At 71.1% G+C, this 16,631-nt stretch carries 14 protein-coding genes and 4 pseudogenes; 11 read left to right on the top strand and 7 right to left on the bottom strand.

Going from position 1 to position 16,631, the window contains the following annotated elements:
• Positions 1–86 precede the first annotated feature (86 nt).
• Positions 87–1,017 (bottom strand): annotated as a pseudogene (locus QE412_RS08925) (Ppx/GppA phosphatase family protein).
• A gap of 109 nt (positions 1,018–1,126) precedes the next feature.
• On the opposite strand from QE412_RS08925, the pseudogene coaA reads away from it, so the two are divergent.
• The 5 genes and pseudogenes from coaA (at position 1,127) to tsaE (ending at position 6,262) form a co-directional block, all read left to right on the top strand.
• Positions 1,127–2,081: pseudogene (gene coaA, locus QE412_RS08920) on the top strand (type I pantothenate kinase).
• A gap of 54 nt (positions 2,082–2,135) precedes the next feature.
• On the top strand, positions 2,136–3,986 hold the full coding sequence (glmS, locus tag QE412_RS08915; protein ID WP_307482477.1) for a glutamine--fructose-6-phosphate transaminase (isomerizing): 1,851 nt from the start codon (positions 2,136–2,138) through the stop codon (positions 3,984–3,986).
• A 229-nt stretch (positions 3,987–4,215) separates the two neighbouring features.
• Positions 4,216–4,644: a holo-ACP synthase gene (locus QE412_RS08910; protein ID WP_307482474.1), complete on the top strand. Its 429-nt coding sequence runs from the start codon at positions 4,216–4,218 to the stop codon at positions 4,642–4,644.
• A complete protein-coding gene (alr, locus tag QE412_RS08905; protein WP_307482471.1) occupies positions 4,641–5,762 on the top strand; it encodes an alanine racemase in 1,122 nt (373 codons plus the stop codon). Before QE412_RS08910 ends, alr begins: the two co-directional genes overlap by 4 nt.
• The gene (gene tsaE, locus QE412_RS08900) at positions 5,759–6,262 is read left to right on the top strand and encodes a tRNA (adenosine(37)-N6)-threonylcarbamoyltransferase complex ATPase subunit type 1 TsaE (protein WP_307482468.1); all 504 of its coding nucleotides are present in this window, start codon (positions 5,759–5,761) and stop codon (positions 6,260–6,262) included. The genes alr and tsaE overlap by 4 nt, the downstream gene beginning before the upstream one ends.
• Before the next feature lie 14 nt (positions 6,263–6,276).
• Here the strand turns inward: tsaE and QE412_RS08895 are convergent, their stop codons facing one another.
• A complete protein-coding gene (locus QE412_RS08895) occupies positions 6,277–7,197 on the bottom strand; it encodes an alpha/beta fold hydrolase (protein ID WP_307482464.1) in 921 nt (306 codons plus the stop codon).
• Between the two features lie 339 nt (positions 7,198–7,536).
• Between QE412_RS08895 and QE412_RS08890 the strand changes: the two genes are divergently transcribed.
• The 4 genes and pseudogenes from QE412_RS08890 to QE412_RS08875 all read left to right on the top strand — a co-directional run bounded on the left by QE412_RS08890 (position 7,537) and on the right by QE412_RS08875 (position 9,955).
• Positions 7,537–7,908: a hypothetical protein gene (locus QE412_RS08890; RefSeq protein ID WP_307482461.1), complete on the top strand. Its 372-nt coding sequence runs from the start codon at positions 7,537–7,539 to the stop codon at positions 7,906–7,908.
• The gene (gene rimI, locus QE412_RS08885; RefSeq protein WP_307482458.1) at positions 7,908–8,426 is read left to right on the top strand and encodes a ribosomal protein S18-alanine N-acetyltransferase; all 519 of its coding nucleotides are present in this window, start codon (positions 7,908–7,910) and stop codon (positions 8,424–8,426) included. The genes QE412_RS08890 and rimI overlap by 1 nt, the downstream gene beginning before the upstream one ends.
• A pseudogene (tsaD, locus tag QE412_RS08880) lies at positions 8,426–9,527 on the top strand (tRNA (adenosine(37)-N6)-threonylcarbamoyltransferase complex transferase subunit TsaD). The gene rimI and the pseudogene tsaD overlap by 1 nt, the downstream one beginning before the upstream one ends.
• Entirely contained in the window at positions 9,524–9,955 is a 432-nt protein-coding gene (locus QE412_RS08875; RefSeq protein ID WP_307482455.1) for a hypothetical protein, read from the top strand. Before tsaD ends, QE412_RS08875 begins: the two are co-directional and overlap by 4 nt.
• A 23-nt stretch (positions 9,956–9,978) precedes the next feature.
• On the opposite strand, the gene QE412_RS08870 is transcribed toward QE412_RS08875, so the two are convergent.
• On the bottom strand, positions 9,979–11,166 hold the full coding sequence (locus QE412_RS08870; RefSeq protein WP_307482452.1) for a class I SAM-dependent methyltransferase: 1,188 nt from the start codon (positions 11,164–11,166) through the stop codon (positions 9,979–9,981).
• 112 nt (positions 11,167–11,278) lie between these two features.
• On the opposite strand from QE412_RS08870, the pseudogene QE412_RS08865 reads away from it, so the two are divergent.
• Positions 11,279–12,245 (top strand): annotated as a pseudogene (locus tag QE412_RS08865) (IS481 family transposase).
• Between the two features lie 118 nt (positions 12,246–12,363).
• Positions 12,364–12,660 (top strand): co-chaperone GroES, encoded by a 297-nt coding sequence (gene groES, locus QE412_RS08860; RefSeq protein WP_013583903.1) that lies wholly within the window; start codon positions 12,364–12,366, stop codon positions 12,658–12,660.
• A 105-nt stretch (positions 12,661–12,765) separates the two neighbouring features.
• On the opposite strand, the gene QE412_RS08855 is transcribed toward groES, so the two are convergent.
• Genes QE412_RS08855 through QE412_RS08840 form a run of 4 tightly spaced genes read right to left on the bottom strand, consistent with a single transcriptional unit; the run spans position 12,766 to position 16,476 of the window.
• Entirely contained in the window at positions 12,766–13,935 is a 1,170-nt protein-coding gene (locus QE412_RS08855; protein ID WP_307482448.1) for an aminotransferase class I/II-fold pyridoxal phosphate-dependent enzyme, read from the bottom strand.
• A 2-nt stretch (positions 13,936–13,937) separates the two neighbouring features.
• Positions 13,938–14,606 (bottom strand): methionine ABC transporter permease, encoded by a 669-nt coding sequence (locus QE412_RS08850; protein ID WP_307482444.1) that lies wholly within the window; start codon positions 14,604–14,606, stop codon positions 13,938–13,940.
• Complete coding sequence (locus QE412_RS08845) at positions 14,603–15,634, bottom strand: methionine ABC transporter ATP-binding protein (RefSeq protein WP_307482441.1); 1,032 nt, start codon at positions 15,632–15,634, stop codon at positions 14,603–14,605. Before QE412_RS08845 ends, QE412_RS08850 begins: the two co-directional genes overlap by 4 nt.
• Positions 15,631–16,476, bottom strand: coding sequence for a MetQ/NlpA family ABC transporter substrate-binding protein (locus QE412_RS08840; RefSeq protein WP_307482438.1), 846 nt, complete (start codon positions 16,474–16,476; stop codon positions 15,631–15,633). The genes QE412_RS08845 and QE412_RS08840 overlap by 4 nt, the downstream gene beginning before the upstream one ends.
• Positions 16,477–16,631: the final 155 nt, after the last annotated feature.

Below are 16,631 nucleotides of genomic sequence, written 5' to 3'. Positions count from 1 at the left end.
GGTACCGCATCGCGTCGCAGATCGCTGACTTCGGTCGAACGCTCGCACGCGCGCGCGAAAGGTGTACACAAGCCCGCAGTCAGCGGTTAGTACTCGAGCGACTCGATGTAGCGCAGGAGCACGCCCTCGCGCAGCGCCCAGGGGGAGACCTCGAGCTCCTCGACGTCCATCGCCTTCATCGCGCGCTCCACCACGATCGCCGCCGCGACGATCTGGAACGTGCGATCGGCGGTGATGCCCGGCAGGGCCTCGCGCGCGTCGGCGGGGATACGGGCGAGCCGGGGGATCCAGTCCTTCAGCTCCTTGCGCGGCAGCACCATGCGCTCGATTCCCGACCAGCCCGGGACGGGATACCCGGCGAGTTTCGCGAGCGAGCGGATCGCCTTCGACGAGCCCACGACGTGATCGGGGCGGGGGAGGGCGGCGAAGCGCTCGGCGACCGGCGCGAGCACCGCCGCGGCGTGCTGGCGGAGAGCGTCGATCTCATCGGCGCTCGAGGGGATCGTGCGGCAGGAACTGCACCGTCGAGCGGCCGGCCCCGAGCGGCACCGACTCAGCGAGATCGGGCAGTTCGTCGGCACCCCCGGCGATCTCGAGCGAGCCCCCGCCGATGTCGAACAGCAGGATCTGCCCGGCCGACCAGCCGAACCACCGACGCACGGCGAGATACGTCAAACGCGCCTCCGTCTCGCCGCCGAGCACCTGCAGCGGCTGGCCGAGCGCCTCCTCGATCAGCGCGATGACCTCCTCGCCGTTCGTGGCCTCGCGCACGGCGGAGGTCGCGGTCGCCAGGAGCTCATCGACCCCCTCGGCGCGCGCTTTCTCGCGCGCCGCGGTCACGGCATCCACCAGCCCCGCCACGCCCTCGGGCGAGATCGATCCGTCGGGTTGCAGATAGCGCATGAGGCGCAGCACCGAACGATGCGAGGTGGTCGCAGTCGGGCGACCTCCGGCGCGCGCGTTGGCGACGAGCAGATGGACGGTGTTCGAGCCGATGTCGAGGACTCCCAGGCGCACGATCCGAGCGTAGTGGGAGCGCTCGTGCGCGGGCACGGCGGATGCCGGGGCGGCGACGACCCGTGGCCCGCCCGCCGGAATGGCAAGCCGGCGCCGGTAGCATGGGCGGGTGTCCGCTGCCGAGACCGCTGCTCCCGCGCCGTCGCTGAGCCCCTACCGTCAGATCGATCGTGCCGACTGGGCTCGCATGGCGGGAGGCCTCGAACAGCCCCTCACCGAGACCGAGGTCGTGCAGCTGCGCGGCATCGGCGACCGTCTCGACCTGCGTGAGGTGGCCGAGGTGTACCTCCCGCTGAGTCGGTTGCTGAGCCTCTACGCGCGCGCGACGCGTCGCCTGGGGGCCGACACGAGCAACTTCCTGGGCGAACAGGATGCCACGACGCCCTTCGTCATCGGGGTCGCCGGCTCCGTCGCGGTGGGCAAATCCACCATCGCGCGCCTCCTGCGCGAACTCATGAGCCGTTGGCCCGACACCCCTCGGGTCGAGTTGGTGACCACGGACGGCTTCCTGTATCCGAACGCCGAACTGGAGCGTCGCGGCCTGATGGAGCGCAAGGGCTTCCCCGAGTCGTACGACCGTCGTGCCCTGGTGGAGTTCCTCAGCGAAGTGAAGTCGGGCGCCGAGGAAGTCCGGGCACCCTTCTACTCGCACGTGCGGTACGACATCATGCCCGACGCCCACGTCACGGTGCGCCGACCCGACGTCGTCATCGTCGAGGGGCTGAACGTTCTGCAGCCGCCGCCCTCGCCCAACGAGGTCGCGGTCAGCGACCTGTTCGACTTCTCGATCTACGTCGACGCCGATGCCGCGCACATCGAGAAGTGGTACGTCGACCGCTTCCTGGCGCTGCGCGACAACGCCTTCACCAACCCGACGTCGTTCTTCCGTGTCTTCGCCGACATCAGCGACGACGAGGCCGTCGAGCGGGCGCTCGGGTACTGGCGTGACATCAACCTTCCCAACCTGCGAGAGAACGTCCCTCCCCACGCGCCATCGCGCGAAGCTCGTGCTGCAGAAGGGCGCCGACCACACCGTCGAGTCGGTGCTGTTGCGCAAGCTCTGACGCTCCGCGGCCGATGGGCTCTCGGTCAGGACCCGCCACGTAGACTCGGAAGCTATGTGCGGAATCATCGGTTACGTGGGTCCCCGGCTGAGCCAGGACATTCTTCTGGCGGGTCTGTCGCGGCTGGAATACCGGGGCTACGACTCCGCGGGCATCGCCGTGATCGACGCAGACGGCGGACTCGGCATGCGCAAGCGTGCGGGCAAGCTCGCGGTGCTGCGCGAAGACCTCGAGGCGTCGCCGATGCCGAACGGCACGACCGGCATCGGCCACACCCGGTGGGCGACGCACGGCGGCCCGACCGACGCCAACGCCCACCCGCACCTGGCCGACGACGACAAGCTCGCCGTCATCCACAACGGCATCATCGAGAACTTCGCCGAGCTCAAGAGCGAGCTGGTCGGCGAGGGCGTCGGCTTCCGCAGCGAGACCGACACCGAGGTCGCCGCCGCGATGATCGGCCGCGAGTACGCCCGTACGGGCGACCTCGTGCAGGCCTTCCGCGCCGTCGTCTCGCGGCTGGAGGGCGCCTACACGCTGCTCGCGATGCACCAGGACCACCCCGGTCTCGTCGTCGGCGCACGCCGCAACTCGCCGCTGGTGATCGGCCTCGGCGAGGGTGAGAACTTCCTCGGCTCCGACGTCGCCGCCTTCGTCGAGCACACCCGCAACGCCCTCGCGATCGGGCAGGACGAGATCGTCGCGATCACCCCCGACGGCGTCGAGGTCACCGACTTCTCGGGCGCCCCCGTCGAGGTCGAGGCGTTCGAGGTCACGTGGGACGCGTCGGCCGCCGAGAAGGGCGGCTGGTCGTCGTTCATGGCCAAGGAGGTCTCGGAGGAGCCCGAGGCCGTCGCCAACACCCTGCGCGGGCGCATCCACGAGGGCCGCGTCGAGATTCCCGAGCTCGAGGGGCTCGACGCCTTCCTCGCCGACATCGACCGCATCCTCGTCATCGCCTGCGGCACCGCCGCCTACGCCGGCATGGTCGGCAAGTACGCGCTCGAGACCTGGACGCGCGTGCCCGTCGACGTCGAGCTCGCGCACGAGTTCCGTTACCGCGACCCCGTGCTCAGCGAGCGCACGCTCGTCGTGTCGATCAGCCAGTCCGGCGAGACGATGGACACGCTCATGGCCGTGAAGTACGCCCGCTCGCGGGGAGCGAAGACCCTGTCGATCTGCAACACCCAGGGCGCCACGATCCCGCGCGAGTCGGACGCCATCGTCTACACGCACGCGGGTCCCGAGGTCGCCGTGGCCTCGACGAAGGCGTTCGTCGCGCAGATCACCGCGCTGTACCTGCTGGCCCTGCACGTCGGCCGCGTCCGCGGCGCGATCGACCCCGTCGTCGCCGTCGATGCCGTCACCGAGCTCGAGGCTGTGCCGAGCAAGATCGCCCGCGTGCTCGAGAGCGAGCAGTCGCGCATCGAGCAGCTCGCGCACTGGATGGCCGACACTCGCTCGGTGCTGTTCCTCGGCCGAAACGTCGGGTACCCCATCGCGCTCGAGGGGGCGCTCAAGCTCAAGGAGCTGGCCTACATCCACGCCGAGGGCTTCGCCGCCGGTGAGCTGAAGCACGGCCCCATCGCGCTGATCGAGCCCGGTCAGCCGGTGTTCGTCGTCGTCCCGTCGCCGCGGGGTTCCGGCGAGATGCACAAGAAGGTCGTGTCGAACATCGAGGAGATCCGCGCCCGCGGCGCGCGCGTCATCGCGATCGCCGAAGAGGGCGACGTCGCGGTGCTGCCCGCGGCCGATGAGGTGCTGCGCATCCCCCTCGCGTCGCCGCTGTTCGAGCCGCTGCTGGCCGTCGTGCCGCTGCACATCTTCGCGATGGGTCTCGCCGAGGCGAAGGGCCTCGACGTCGACCAGCCGCGCAACCTGGCGAAGTCGGTCACCGTGGAGTGATCGCCGTCGTCGAGAGGGGTCGGATGCCGTGGTGTCCGACCCCGTCGTCGTTCGGCGGGCGGAGCCGTCGTCCCGCGCCGCCGCGCACGACTCCTGCAATCCGGCCGTTTCGGGGCGACGAGAGCATCGGCTCTGCACGAATGCAGGAGGCGTGCCGGCGGCCGTGCCCCGGATGCGGTCGGTACGGGCGGGCACCGGCAGAATGGGAGGGATGCCGGGAGGAGGCCGCATGATCGTCGGAATCGGCGTCGATCTGGTCGACGTGCCCCGCTTCGAGCAGCACCTCGCTCGCACGCCACGGTTGGTGACGCGCCTGTTCGCCCCCGCCGAGCGGGTTCTCAAGCCGCGCTCGTTGGCTGCGCGGTACGCGGCGAAAGAGGCACTCATCAAGGCACTGGGCGGTTCGGACGGCGTTCACTGGACCGATATCGAGGTCGCCTCCGAACCCTCGGGACGCCCGGTGTTCGCCCTTCACGGCGAGACGGCCGACACCGTCGCCCGGCGGGGCATCACCGGGTTGCACCTGTCGATGTCGCACGACGCCGGGCTCGCCACCGCGTACGTGATCGCCGAGGCGGGCGCGTCGGTACCGACCCGGCACGCGCCGGACGCAGCCCCCGCCGCCCTCCCCGTTCCCGCCCGAGAGGACACCGCATGAGAATGGCCCCGGGAGTGCTCCGCGAAGCGCTCATCGACGTCGACGCGATCGCCGAGAACGTGCGGCACATCCGCAAGCTCACCGACGCCGAGGTCATCGCCGTCGTCAAGGCCGACGGGTACGGGCACGGCGCTCATCGCGCCGCCGTCGCCGCCCTTCGCGGGGGAGCGGCGCGCATCGGGGTCTCCGACATCGGCGAGGCGCTGGCCCTTCGCCGGGCCGGGATCCGCGCCCCCCTGTTCGCGTGGCTGCACGCCCCGGGCGCGTCGTTCGCCGAGGCCGTGAGCCACGACATCGAGCTCGGTATCTCCGACATCGACCAGCTCCTGCGTGCCGGTGCGGCCGCAACGGGCGAGCGTCCCGCCGCCGTTCACCTGAAGATCGAGACGGGGCTGTCGCGCAACGGCATCGCACCGGCCGACTGGCGGGTGGTCTTCTCCGAGGCTGCGCGCCTGGAGCGCATCGGCCGGCTGCGGGTCGTCGGGCTCTTCTCTCACCTGTCGAATTCGAGCGAGGCCGACGACCTCGCGGCCCTGGCGCGGTTCGAAGAGGGCGTGGTCCTCGCCGCCGGTGCCGGGCTGAACCCGCCCCTGCGTCACATCGCTGCGACCCATGCCGCCTTCGCCCTGCCCGCGGCGCGTCTGGGATGCGTGCGCATCGGCATCGGCATCTACGGCGTCTCGCCGTTCCACGACCGCAGCTCGGCCGACCTGGGGCTGCGCCCGGCGATGACCCTGCGCGGAGCCGTCGCCGCCGTGCGGCGCGTCCCGGCGGGCACGGGAGTGTCGTACGGGTACGCCTACCGCACCGAGCGTGACACGAGCCTGGCCCTGATCCCCCTCGGGTACGCCGACGGTGTCCCCCGCCAGGCATCCGACCGGGGGCCGGTGACGATCGGTGGCCGCCGCTTACGTGTCGCGGGCCGCATCGCGATGGACCAGTTCGTCGTCGATGTCGGCGATCACCCGGTCTCGGTCGGCGACGAGGTCGTGCTCTTCGGCGACCCGACGCTGGGCGTGCCGTCGGCACGCGAGTGGGGGGATGCCGCCGACACCATCGACTACGAGATCGTCACGCGCGTCGGCCCCCGCGTCCCCCGCCGGGAGGTGGGTTCGTGAGCGTTCCCGAAGAGCTGCTGGGCACGCACGAGATCGCCGCCCCCGGCGACATGGAGGCGCTGGGCCGAGAGATCGGTCGTGCCCTGGCCCCCGGCGACGTCGTGGTGCTCACCGGTCCGCTGGGCGCCGGCAAGACGACCCTCACCCGCGGGATCGGCGAGGGGCTCGGCATCCGTGGTCCCGTCCAGAGCCCGACGTTCGTCATCGCCCGCACGCACCCGTCGCTCGTGGGGGGCGCGCCCCTGGTTCACGTGGACGCCTACCGGCTCGGCGCCGCGGTCGAGCTCGACGATCTCGACATCGATGTCGCGGGCTCGGCGGTCATCATCGAGTGGGGCCGCGGCGTGGCCGAGTACCTCGCCGACACGTGGTGGGAGATCGAGATCACCCGTCACCTCGGCGGGCGCGGGGTCGACAACGCGTGCGGTGAGATCGCCGTGCACACCGTCGAACTCGACGCCGACGCCCCGCGGACGGTGAGCATCTCACGCCGGCCCTGACCCGGCGGCGGGGATCAGGCGCGCATGCCGGATCGTCGCGCGAGCGGGGCGCGGGCGGCCGCCCAGACGTCGCGCAGCGCGCGCACCGTCTCGACCGGCTGCTCGACGTGGGCGAAGTGACCGCTGTCGTCGAGTGCGCGATCGTCGACATCGCGCAGCAGCCGCGCCCACACCCGGGTGTCGCGTGACGAGACGAACACGTCGTGGACTCCGCGCACCACGCGCACGGGGCACGCGATGCGCCGCCACACCCCGTCGTCGTGCGTGCGCGACAGGCGCACGGCGGCGAGGAACGCCGCGGGCCGGATCTCGGTCGCCAGCGCGTCGGTCACCGAACGGTCGACGCGTTCCGGATGCCGAAAGAGCGGCCGCGCGAGCGTGCGCAGGGCCCCCGTGCGCCGCAGCAGCCCCAGGAGCGGCCGCGACAACGGTCCGAGGGCGCGCAGCACGCGCATCGCGACGACCATCCCGGTGAGCCAGGGCAAGCGGACGGCCCCGCGGAGCGGGGAGCGGGTGACCACCCGGGCTCCGGCGCCGCTCGGTGAGACGACGCCGACGCCCACGGTCTCCCGCGGGAAACGCGCGGCGACGTCGAGCGCGACCACCCCGCCGAGGGAGTGGCCCACCGCGCGCCAGCGCGGGTATCCGAGGGCCCGGACGACCGCGGCGACCGCCACCGCGAGATCGGCCGGGTCGGGAACGGGTCCGGGGGACTCGCCCCAGCCGGGCAGGTCGAGGGCCACGATGTCCGACAGCGGCAGGTGGATCTCGTCGGAGGCCGCGATCATCGGCTCCCACGTGCGCCACGATCCCGCGGCCCCGTGCAGCAGAACCGTCGCCACCGGACTGCCCGACGCGCGCCCCGCGTGCGCGACGATCGGCCCCACGCCCGTGGGGACGACGACCCGGCGGAGGGCGAGCGGGGTGGCATCCATACCCGTTATTCGAAATGACGGGGCGATCGGATGCCGCGGACGGCGGTGCCGCGGGGGCGGCGGATACCCTGGAACGGTGATCCTCGGCATCGACACCTCGCTCGGCACCGCTGTCGCCGCCATCGCGCGCGACGGGGAGGTGCTCGCCGACGAGCAGAGCACGAACCCGCTCGGCCACGCCGAGGTCATCGGCGATCTGCTGCGGCGGGTCAGCGCCGCCGCGCCCGCCCCCACCCACGTCGCGGTGGGGATGGGCCCCGGTCCTTTCACGGGCTTGCGCGTGGGAATCGCCAGCGCGCGCGCGTGTACGCGCTGGGCCGTGGCATTCCGGCGGTTCCCGTGCCCAGTCACGACGGCGTCGCCCTGGGGGTGCTGCTGTCCGACGCGCTCACCGCGACCGACACCGGCCGGTTCGCGGTGGTCACCGACGCCCGCCGCAGGGAGTTCGCCTTCACCGTGTACGAGGGTCTCGACGACGACGGGCTCCCGGTCCGCCTCTCGGATGCCGCGCTCAGCCCGCGCGACGAGCTGGACGACAGACTCGATGCGCTCGGCGCCCGCCGGCTCGATGCGAGCACCGTGTCGGCGGCGATGATCGCGCTCGCCGCCGCCCGCGCACTCGACGCCGGGCGCTCCCTCGCGGGCACCGAACCGCTGTACCTGCGCAGCCCCGACGTGGTGGCCGCGCACGCGCCGAAGCGGGTGAGCTGATGCCCATGCGCACGGCGACCGCCGCCGACCTCGACGCAATCATGGCGCTCGAGCATGCCTCGTTCCCCGCCGACGCGTGGAGCCCGGCGATGATGCGCGAGGAACTCGTGTCACCGCACGGGTGGTACGTCGTCGTCGAAGAGGGGGGTCGTCTCCTCGGGTACGCGGGGCTTCGTGCCGTGCGCGGGGCGAAGGATGCCGACATCCAGACGATCACGATCGCCGAGACCGCGCGCGGTCGCGGCCGCGGACGTGCGCTGCTGACGGCCCTGCTCGACGAAGCGGTCCGCCGCGCCGTGCACGAGGTGTTCCTCGAGGTGCGCGCCGACAATCCCGTCGCCCGGGCGCTCTACGTCTCCGAGGGGTTCGTGGACGTCGGCCGCCGCCCCCGGTACTACCAGCCCGACGACGTCGACGCGATCGTGATGCAGCTCGACCTGCGCGGCTGGGCCGCACGGCGAGCGGAAGACGCGTCCGATTCCGTGGCGGCCCCGACCACCGGAAAGGGATGGTGCTGATGGACGCGCCCCTCGTGCTCGGCATCGAGACCAGCTGCGACGAGACCGGCATCGGCATCGTCCGCGGCCGGCAGCTGCTCAGCAACACGATCGCCTCCAGCATGGACGAGCACGCCCGCTACGGCGGCGTCGTCCCCGAGGTCGCCGCTCGCGCCCACCTCGAGGCGCTGCAGCCGTCCATCGACGCCGCGCTCACCGAGGCGGGTGTGCGCCTCGCTGACATCGATGCCGTCGCGGTCACCAGCGGGCCCGGTCTCGCCGGAGCCCTGATGGTGGGCGTGGGCGCGGCGAAAGGTCTCGCCGTCGCGCTCGACAAGCCGCTCTACGCCGTCAACCACCTGGTCGGTCACATCGCCGCCGACATCCTCGACGCCGACGCGGGGGAGCTGGAGTACCCGACCGTCGCACTGCTGGTGAGCGGCGGACACACCTCGCTGCTGCTCGTGCGCGATCTGACGAGCGACGTCGAACTCCTCGGCGAGACGATGGACGATGCCGCCGGTGAGGCATTCGACAAGGTCGCGCGCCTGCTGAAGCTGCCCTATCCCGGCGGCCCCGAGATCGATCGCGCCCGCGGCCGCGGGCGACCCGACGGCGATCCGCTTCCCGCGGGGCCTGTCGCGCGCGTCCGACATGGCATCCCACCGCTACGACTTCTCGTTCTCGGGACTGAAGACCGCTGTCGCGCGGTGGGTCGAGCAGCATGAGGCGGCGGGCGAACCCGTGCCCGTGGCCGACGTCGCCGCGTCGTTCCGCGAGGCGGTGGTCGACGTGCTGGTCACCAAGGCTCTCGACGCGTGCGAACGCTTCGGCGTGCCCCGGCTGCTGCTGGGCGGGGGAGTGATCGCCAACAAGCGCTTGCGCGATGTCGCTCTCGAGCGGGCCGCTGCGGCCGGCGTGGCCGTGCGTATCCCGCCCCTGCGACTGTGCACCGATAACGGCGCCATGATCGCGGCACTCGCCGCCGAGCTCATCTCGTCGGGTCGCCGCCCCTCCACCCTGGCTTTCGGGGCCGACTCGACGCTGCCGGTCACCGAGATCCAGGTCGCCGAGGACCCGGATGCCGATGCTCCCGCGCCGCTGTCCGGAGCCACGGCGTGAACGAGGTGCCGTCGACGAGGCGCGCGCGCAAGGCGACCGAGGGGGAGCCGGTCGCGCTCGCCGCAGCCATCGCGCAGCCGGTATCAGCCGATCCCGACGCGGACGATCCGAACCGCCTGCCCACCGCGCAGCTGGAGATGGCCGCGTTCGGCGACCATGTCCTCCCGTACGCTCCGCCGGTTCCGCCCCCTCCGCCCCCGCTCGCGCCGTGGGCGCTGGCCGCGGCGATCATCGCCCTCGCGGCGGCGCTGTTCACCGGCTGGCTCCTGCCGCTCGGGATCGTCGCCCTGGTCATCGCCGCGATCGCGCTGCGCCGTCGCCGCGGGAGCCGCCGCGTGGCGATCTGGGCTCTCGCGCTGTCGCTGCTGTCGGTGGCGTTCAGCGTGGGGTGGCTGGTCTGGGGCTTCTCGCAGCTCGCGCTCGCCTGACGCGGGCGTTCATGCGTCGTCGCTCATACGCGGTCGGCGAGCAGCGCCAGGCGCTTGGACCCCACCCTCGTCATGATCAGCGTCGCCGCTGCATCTCCGCGCAGCGACAGCTTCTTGCGCAGCACCGCGGGGTCGACGTCGACACCGCGCTTCTTGATCTCGAGGGTGCCGATCCCGCGCGCCCGCAGCGCCTGGGCCAGCTTCTTCGGATCGGCAGGCAGCTGCTCGCGCACCCGGAACGACGACACGAACGGGCTCGTGAGGGCCGCGTCCGAGGTCAGGTACGCGATACCCGGTGAGAGCATGCCGGCCTGGAGCGATCGCGCGATCTCGCCGATCAGCCGCGCGCGGATGACGGCGCCGTCGGGCTCGTGCACGAACGCGCCGAGCTCGCTCGGCTCGACGTCGGGGCTGTCGCCGGGCGCGGTCAGCTCCCACGTGTCGTCGCCGCGGACGACGAGCGCGGCGCGGTGCACGCCCTCGCGGGCCAGCGCTCCCGACCACAGCACGAGCTCGATCGTCGAGCCGTCGGCGCTGATCCATTGCGCCTCGACGTCGTCGGGGATGCGCTCCCGGTCGAAGCCCGGGCCGAGCTTCACGCCGCCCGACCTGTCCGCGAGTACCGCGAACACCCAGTCCAGTGCGGGGGACCACTCCTGGGAGGACACCTGCCGCGTCTCGGAGTGACCGGCCGTGCGTCGCGCGGGGTCGAGCCACACGGCATCCACGCCGTCGAGGTCGACGTCCTCGGCGCGTGCGTGCGAGACCGTCGTCGTCTCGCCGAACGGTGCCAGGTTGTACGCGGCGATCGCGGCGGTCACCTCGTCGGCGTCGACGGCGTGCACCCGGATGCCGAGACCGGCCAGTCCCAGAGCGTCGCCGCCGATGCCGCAGCCGAGATCGGCGACGCGGCTCAGGCCGGCAGTACGGAAGCGGCCCGCGTGGCGGGCGGCGATCGACAGGCGCGTCGCCTGCTCGAGACCGGCGCGCGTGAACAGCATCCGCTCGGCGAACGCGCCGAACTTCGCGGCTGCGCGAACCCGCAGCCGGGCCTGACCGACCACGGCGGACACGAGGTCGGGGGAGTGCCCCGCGCTGCGCAGACGCGACACCACGCGGGCTGCGTCGTCGGTGGACGCGATCGGTCCCACCTCGTCGAGCAGGCGGAGGCCCTCGGGCGTGAGCAGGGCGGTCAGCTCGCTGGTATCCACCGATTCAGCCTAGGTGTTCTGACCTGGGTGGTTAGGGACGTAGATGTAGGTGAGGACCTTCTGGTGGAGTGGAGTCACCACAACTAACCGCTCCGAAACCAGAAGGTCCTCGATGTCCCACGCTAATGCTGTTCTCGCGCCCGCTGGAAGGTTGCGCCTTGCTCGTCTGATCGTTGATGAAGGGTGGCCGTTGCGCCGCCGAGCGTTTCGGCGTCGGGGTGACCACCGCCGCCCGGTGGGCGTGCCGTTACCGTGAGGCCGGCGCGGCGGGGATGGCCGATCGTTCCTCCCGCCCGCGCGTGAACCCGAACCGCACTCGGGCCCGGGTGGAGCGGCGGGTGGTGAGCCTGCGGGTGTCGAGACGGTGGGGGCCGGCGCGTATCGCCGCGCAGCTGCGGTTGAATCGCTCCACCGTGCAGGCCATCCTGCGTCGCTACGGGTGTCCGCCGTTACGGTGGACCGACCCTGGCACCGGGGTGCGGATCAAGACCAGCCGCGCCGCCACGAACCGTTACGAAGCCGCCACCCCGGGCGATCTGGTCCACATGGATGTGAAGAAGCTCGGTCGTATCCCCGACGGCGGCGGGCACCGCATCCACGGACCCGCCCAGGGCAAACGCAACCGGGCCGGCAAAGGCCACGGGTACGCGTTCATCCACTCCGTCGTGGACGACCACACCCGGATGGCGTACTCCGAGATCCTGAGCGACGAACGCAAAGACACCGTCACCGCGTTCTGGACCCGCGCCCACGCCTGGTTCCAGGGCGCCGGCATCGAGGTGAAAGCCGTGATGACCGACAACGGAAACGGCTACCGCTCCCACCTGTTCCGCGACGCCCTCGGCCCCATCCGCCACATCCGCACCCGCCCATACCGGCCCCAGACGAACGGGAAAGTCGAACGCCTCAACCGCACCCTCCTCCAAGAATGGGCCTACGCCCGCGCATACAGATCAGAAACCGAACGCACCGCCGCATTCGCCCCCTGGCTCCATCACTACAATCACCACCGAACCCACACCGCCATCAACGGCACCCCCGCCTCACGCGTCCCCAACCTCCCCAGCCACAACACCTAGGCGCGGATTGTGTTGGCACTCGCGTTGCATGAGTGCCAACCCTTCTCTACACTCGGATTAGCACTCTCCCCGCGTGAGTGCTGACAAGTCTTCTGTAACGAGAAAGAAGAGGTAGACCGTGTCGGTTTCCATCAAGCCGCTCGAGGACCGCATCGTCATCAAGCAGGTCGAGGCTGAGCAGACCACCGCGAGTGGTCTCGTCATCCCCGACACCGCCAAGGAGAAGCCGCAGGAGGGCGAAGTCGTCGCCGTCGGCCCCGGCCGCATCGACGACAACGGCAACCGCGTCCCCCTCGACGTCGCCGTCGGCGACCGCGTGCTCTACAGCAAGTACGGCGGCACCGAGGTCAAGTTCGGCGCCGAGGAGTACCTCGTGCTCTCCGCCCGCGACGTGCTGGCGGTCGTCGTCCGCTGATCTTCGCGCGACTCTCGGAACCCCGGATGCCACGGCATCCGGGGTTCCGTCTTTCTCGGCGCGGCACCGGCACGCGCCACCCCGGTGCCCGTCAGCCCGTGCGCGTCACACTCCGCGCGGGGAGAACGCGGCGAGCCGCTCGACGAGCTCGACAAGCGTCGCGTCGTCGACCACGAGCCCGAGACGAAGATGCCCGCGCCCGCGCTCGCCGAAACCGTCTCCCGGAGCCACGGCGACCCGCGCCCCCTCGCGCAGCCGGCGAGCTAACGCGACCGCATCCGTCCCCGAGGGAAGACGCACCCAGACGAAGAACGTCCCCCGCGGCTCGATGACATCCCACCCGGTGCCCCGCAGGCCCGCGACCACCAGGTCGCGGCGTCGGCGGTAGATCTCCACCAACGCCGCCGCGGCGCCCTGATCGCCCCGCAGCGCCTCGGCGGCCGCCTCCTGCGTGGCGCCGAACATCGTGCTGAAGGCGTGCGCCTGGTAGCGGCGCATCGCCGAGATGATCGAGGCGTTGCCCGCCGCGAAACCCACGCGCCATCCCGCCATGCTGTAGGTCTTCGAGAGCGTCTGCACCTCGACGGTGCGGCCATCCGGAGCGTCGATCGCGAGAGCCGACAGCGGACGTTCGCCGAAACCCAGCGACGCGTAGGCGAAGTCGTGCACGAGGGCCGCGTCGACCCGCTCGGCGAAGCCCACCGCGGCGGCGAAGGTGCGCGGCGTCGCAAGCGCTCCCGTGGGATTGTTCGGATAGTTCAGCAGCAGCAGACGGGCGCGATCGAGGTGGTCCAGGGCGCCGAAGTCCGGCTGGTGGTCGGGTCCGACGAGGGGAAGCGTCGCCGCGCGCGCCCCCGCGAGCTCGACCGCCGACGCGTACATCGGGTACCCGGGGTCGGGCAGTACGACCGTCGATCCGGGGTCGGCGAGCCCCAGCACGGCGGCCATGAGCGCCTCGTGAGACCCGTGGAAGATCGCCACGTGCGTGTCGGGGTCCAGCGCGACGCCGTGGTCGGCGGCATACCGGTGCACGACCGCCTCCCGCAGCGACCGGCGCCCCGCGTACGAGGGATAGCGGTGGTTGGCGGGGTCGCCGACGTGGCGCTGCATGGCCTCGACGATGCGCTCCGGGGTCGGCAGATCGGGGTTGCCCTTCGAGACGTCGATGAACCGCGGCCCCGGCAGCACCGAGAGCCGAGCGATCTCGGCATCCATCGCGCCCCAGAAGTTCGGAGGCAGCGACGCCACGCGCTGTGCGGGGGCGAAATCGACCATGCTCAGCGCCGCCGGTAGCGACGCGCGAGTGCCGAACCCGACAGTTGGATCGCCTGCACGAGAACGATCAGCGTGACGCACGTGATGACCATCGCGAACCCGTCGTACCGCTCGTAGCCGTACGACAGAGCCAGGTCACCGATACCGCCCGCGCCGACCACGCCCGCCATCGCCGTGGCGTCGATGAGACCGACGGTGGCGATCGTGATGGCGAGGATCAGCGACCCGCGGGCCTCGGGCAGCAGGAACCGCCAGAAGATCTGCAGCGGCGTGGCGCCCATCGATCGCGCCGCTTCCACGACGCCCGCCGGCACCTCGAGCAGAGAGTTCTCGACCAGACGCCCGATGTAGGGCGCGACCATCACCGTGAGGGGGACGATCGCGGCCCAGACGCCGATGCTCGTGCCCACGAGGAGCCGCGTGAACGGCAGGATCGCGACGAGCAAGATGATGAACGGCAGCGAGCGGATGAGGTTGACGACGGTCGCGAGCACCGCATTCACGGGCGCGTTCTGCAACACCCCGCCGCGTCGGGTGAGCGCGAGCACCGCCCCGAGGACGACCCCCAGGATCGAACCGAAAGCGAGTGCGACACCCAGCATCTGCAGGGTCTCGCCGAGGGCGCGCAGGTACATGTCGGGGGTGACGAGGGTCCACTTGTCGCCGTTCACGCGGCCACCTCCTCGAGCTCGACGACCCGTGCCGCGAGATAACGGTGGGCCTCGCGGATCTTCTCCGGCGACCCGGTCACCTTCACGATCAGCTGGCCGACGGTGTGATCCTGGATCTGGGTCATATCGGCGTGCAGCATGTTGACCTCCACCCCGACATCGAGGATCAGGCCGGTGATGAGGGGCTGCTCGACCTCGGCATCCAGGAGCAGCATGCGCCAGAGCCCCTCGCCGCCGAGGTGCTCGACCACGCGCGCGGGGAGGCCCCGCGGCACGATGGAATCGACGAAGTCCCGCGTCGCGGCCGCGCGCGGCCGGATGAACGTGTCGAGCACGCTCCCGTGTTCGACGACCTCGCCGTCGGCCATCACGGCCACCTCGTGGGCGAGGTCTTTGATGACGTCCATCTCGTGGGTGACGACGAGGATCGTCGTGCCGTACTCGCGGTTGATCCGGCGCAGGAGCTCGAGGATCTGCGCGGTCGTGGACGGATCGAGTGCGCTCGTCGACTCGTCCGACAGCAGGATCCGAGGGTTGCGTGCCAGCGCGCGGGCGATCCCGACGCGCTGCTTCTGCCCGCCCGACAGATCGCCCGGATGATTCCCGGCCTTGTCCGCGAGCCCCACGAAGTCGAGCACCTCGTCGGCGCGACGACGGGCTTCGGATGACGTGACACCGTCCAGTCGGAGGGGGAGGGCGACGTTGTCTCGTGCGGTGAGGGTCTCGAGCAGGTTGAACTGCTGGAAGATCATGCCGGTGTTCTTCTGCGCCGTCCGCAAGTCCCGCCCGCGCAGGCCCGAGATGTCGACGCCGTCGACCACCACCCGCCCCGACGTCGGCTTCTCGAGCCCGTTCACCGTGCGGATCAGCGTCGACTTGCCGGCGCCGCTATACCCGATCACGCCGAAGATCGTCCCGGGGGCCACCTCGAGCGAGACGTCCCGGAGGGCCGTCGTGGTGACGGCCCTCCGGGTGTAGCTCTTGGTCACCGCGTCGAAGACGATGCCTCCGCCCGCGGCGCCGCTCACTGGAACCAGGCCGGGAGCTGATAGCCCGAGTACTGCGGGTTGGCCTTGATGTAGTCGATGAACTCCTGCGACTCGTACGCGGACTTGATCGCCTGGGCCCACGGGGTGTCGATGTCGGCTGCACGCACGGCGACGACGTTGGAGAACTGCACCGGCTGGTCCTCGACGGCGAGCGCGTCGTCGTAGTTCAGCCCGCCCGAGACGATGAAGTTGCCCTGGATGGTGGCGTAGTCCACGTCTTGCAGGGCGGGAACCTGCTGGGCGTTGTCGATCGGAGTGATGTTCAGGTTCTTCGGATTCGACGTGATGATCGAAAGATCGGCGGTGTTGGGGTCGGCGACGTCGTCGAAGTCGATCCAGCCCACGTCGCGCAGGATCAACAGGCCCCGGTACAGGTTGGACGGCGAATTGGGAACGGTCACGGTGGAGCCGTCGGCGACGTCGGTCAGGGACTTCTTCTTGCCGCCGAACAGACCCATCCGCGGCGTCGGGATCTGCACGAGTGCCGCGTTGTCGATCCCTTCCTTCGCGTTGACGAAGTCGAGGTAGACGGGGTGCTGCATGATGTTCGCGTCGATCTCGCCGGTGTTCACGGCGACGTTGACGACGATGCCGTCGGTGAAGTCGACGGCATCCACCGTGTAGCCCTCGGACTCGAGGATCGGCAGGATGCCGCCCTGGAACATCTCCTTGTAGGGGCCGGGGTTGAACCCGATCTTGATGGCGGTCTTGTCGGCGGCCGCATCGGAGGACGCGGGTGCGGCCGTGGCGCCGCAGGCGGTGAGGGCGAGGGCGACCAGGGCGGCGGCCGCTCCGGCCGCCGCGATACGGACAATGCTCATGGATACTCCGGAGAATCGGATGGTGCGGGGCGAGTGGATCGCGTGCTGTGCGATGGACGGGGCGCGGTGCGCCATGTCCCCGGTGAAGGTACGAGGCATGCCGTCGGCGTGCCAAAGCGAGCGTCACAGGCGGCAACACTTCTCGCCGGGCCGGG

This window comes from Microbacterium trichothecenolyticum (assembly GCF_030818955.1).
GTDB classification, from domain to species: Bacteria; Actinomycetota; Actinomycetes; order Actinomycetales; family Microbacteriaceae; genus Microbacterium; species Microbacterium trichothecenolyticum_B.
The sequence above is the reverse complement of the archived record's forward strand: the minus strand, read 5'-3'. Positions and strand labels throughout refer to the sequence as shown.

Coding starts and splice junctions, on each gene's coding strand:
- QE412_RS08895 (WP_307482464.1), bottom strand. CDS start 7,197: ATGGATGCCACCCCGCTCGCCCTCCGCCGGGTCGTCGTCCCCACGGGC.
- glmS (WP_307482477.1), top strand. CDS start 2,136: ATGTGCGGAATCATCGGTTACGTGGGTCCCCGGCTGAGCCAGGACATT.
- QE412_RS08855 (WP_307482448.1), bottom strand. CDS start 13,935: ATGGTCGATTTCGCCCCCGCACAGCGCGTGGCGTCGCTGCCTCCGAAC.
- QE412_RS08910 (WP_307482474.1), top strand. CDS start 4,216: ATGATCGTCGGAATCGGCGTCGATCTGGTCGACGTGCCCCGCTTCGAG.
- rimI (WP_307482458.1), top strand. CDS start 7,908: ATGCCCATGCGCACGGCGACCGCCGCCGACCTCGACGCAATCATGGCG.
- alr (WP_307482471.1), top strand. CDS start 4,641: ATGAGAATGGCCCCGGGAGTGCTCCGCGAAGCGCTCATCGACGTCGAC.
- QE412_RS08840 (WP_307482438.1), bottom strand. CDS start 16,476: ATGAGCATTGTCCGTATCGCGGCGGCCGGAGCGGCCGCCGCCCTGGTC.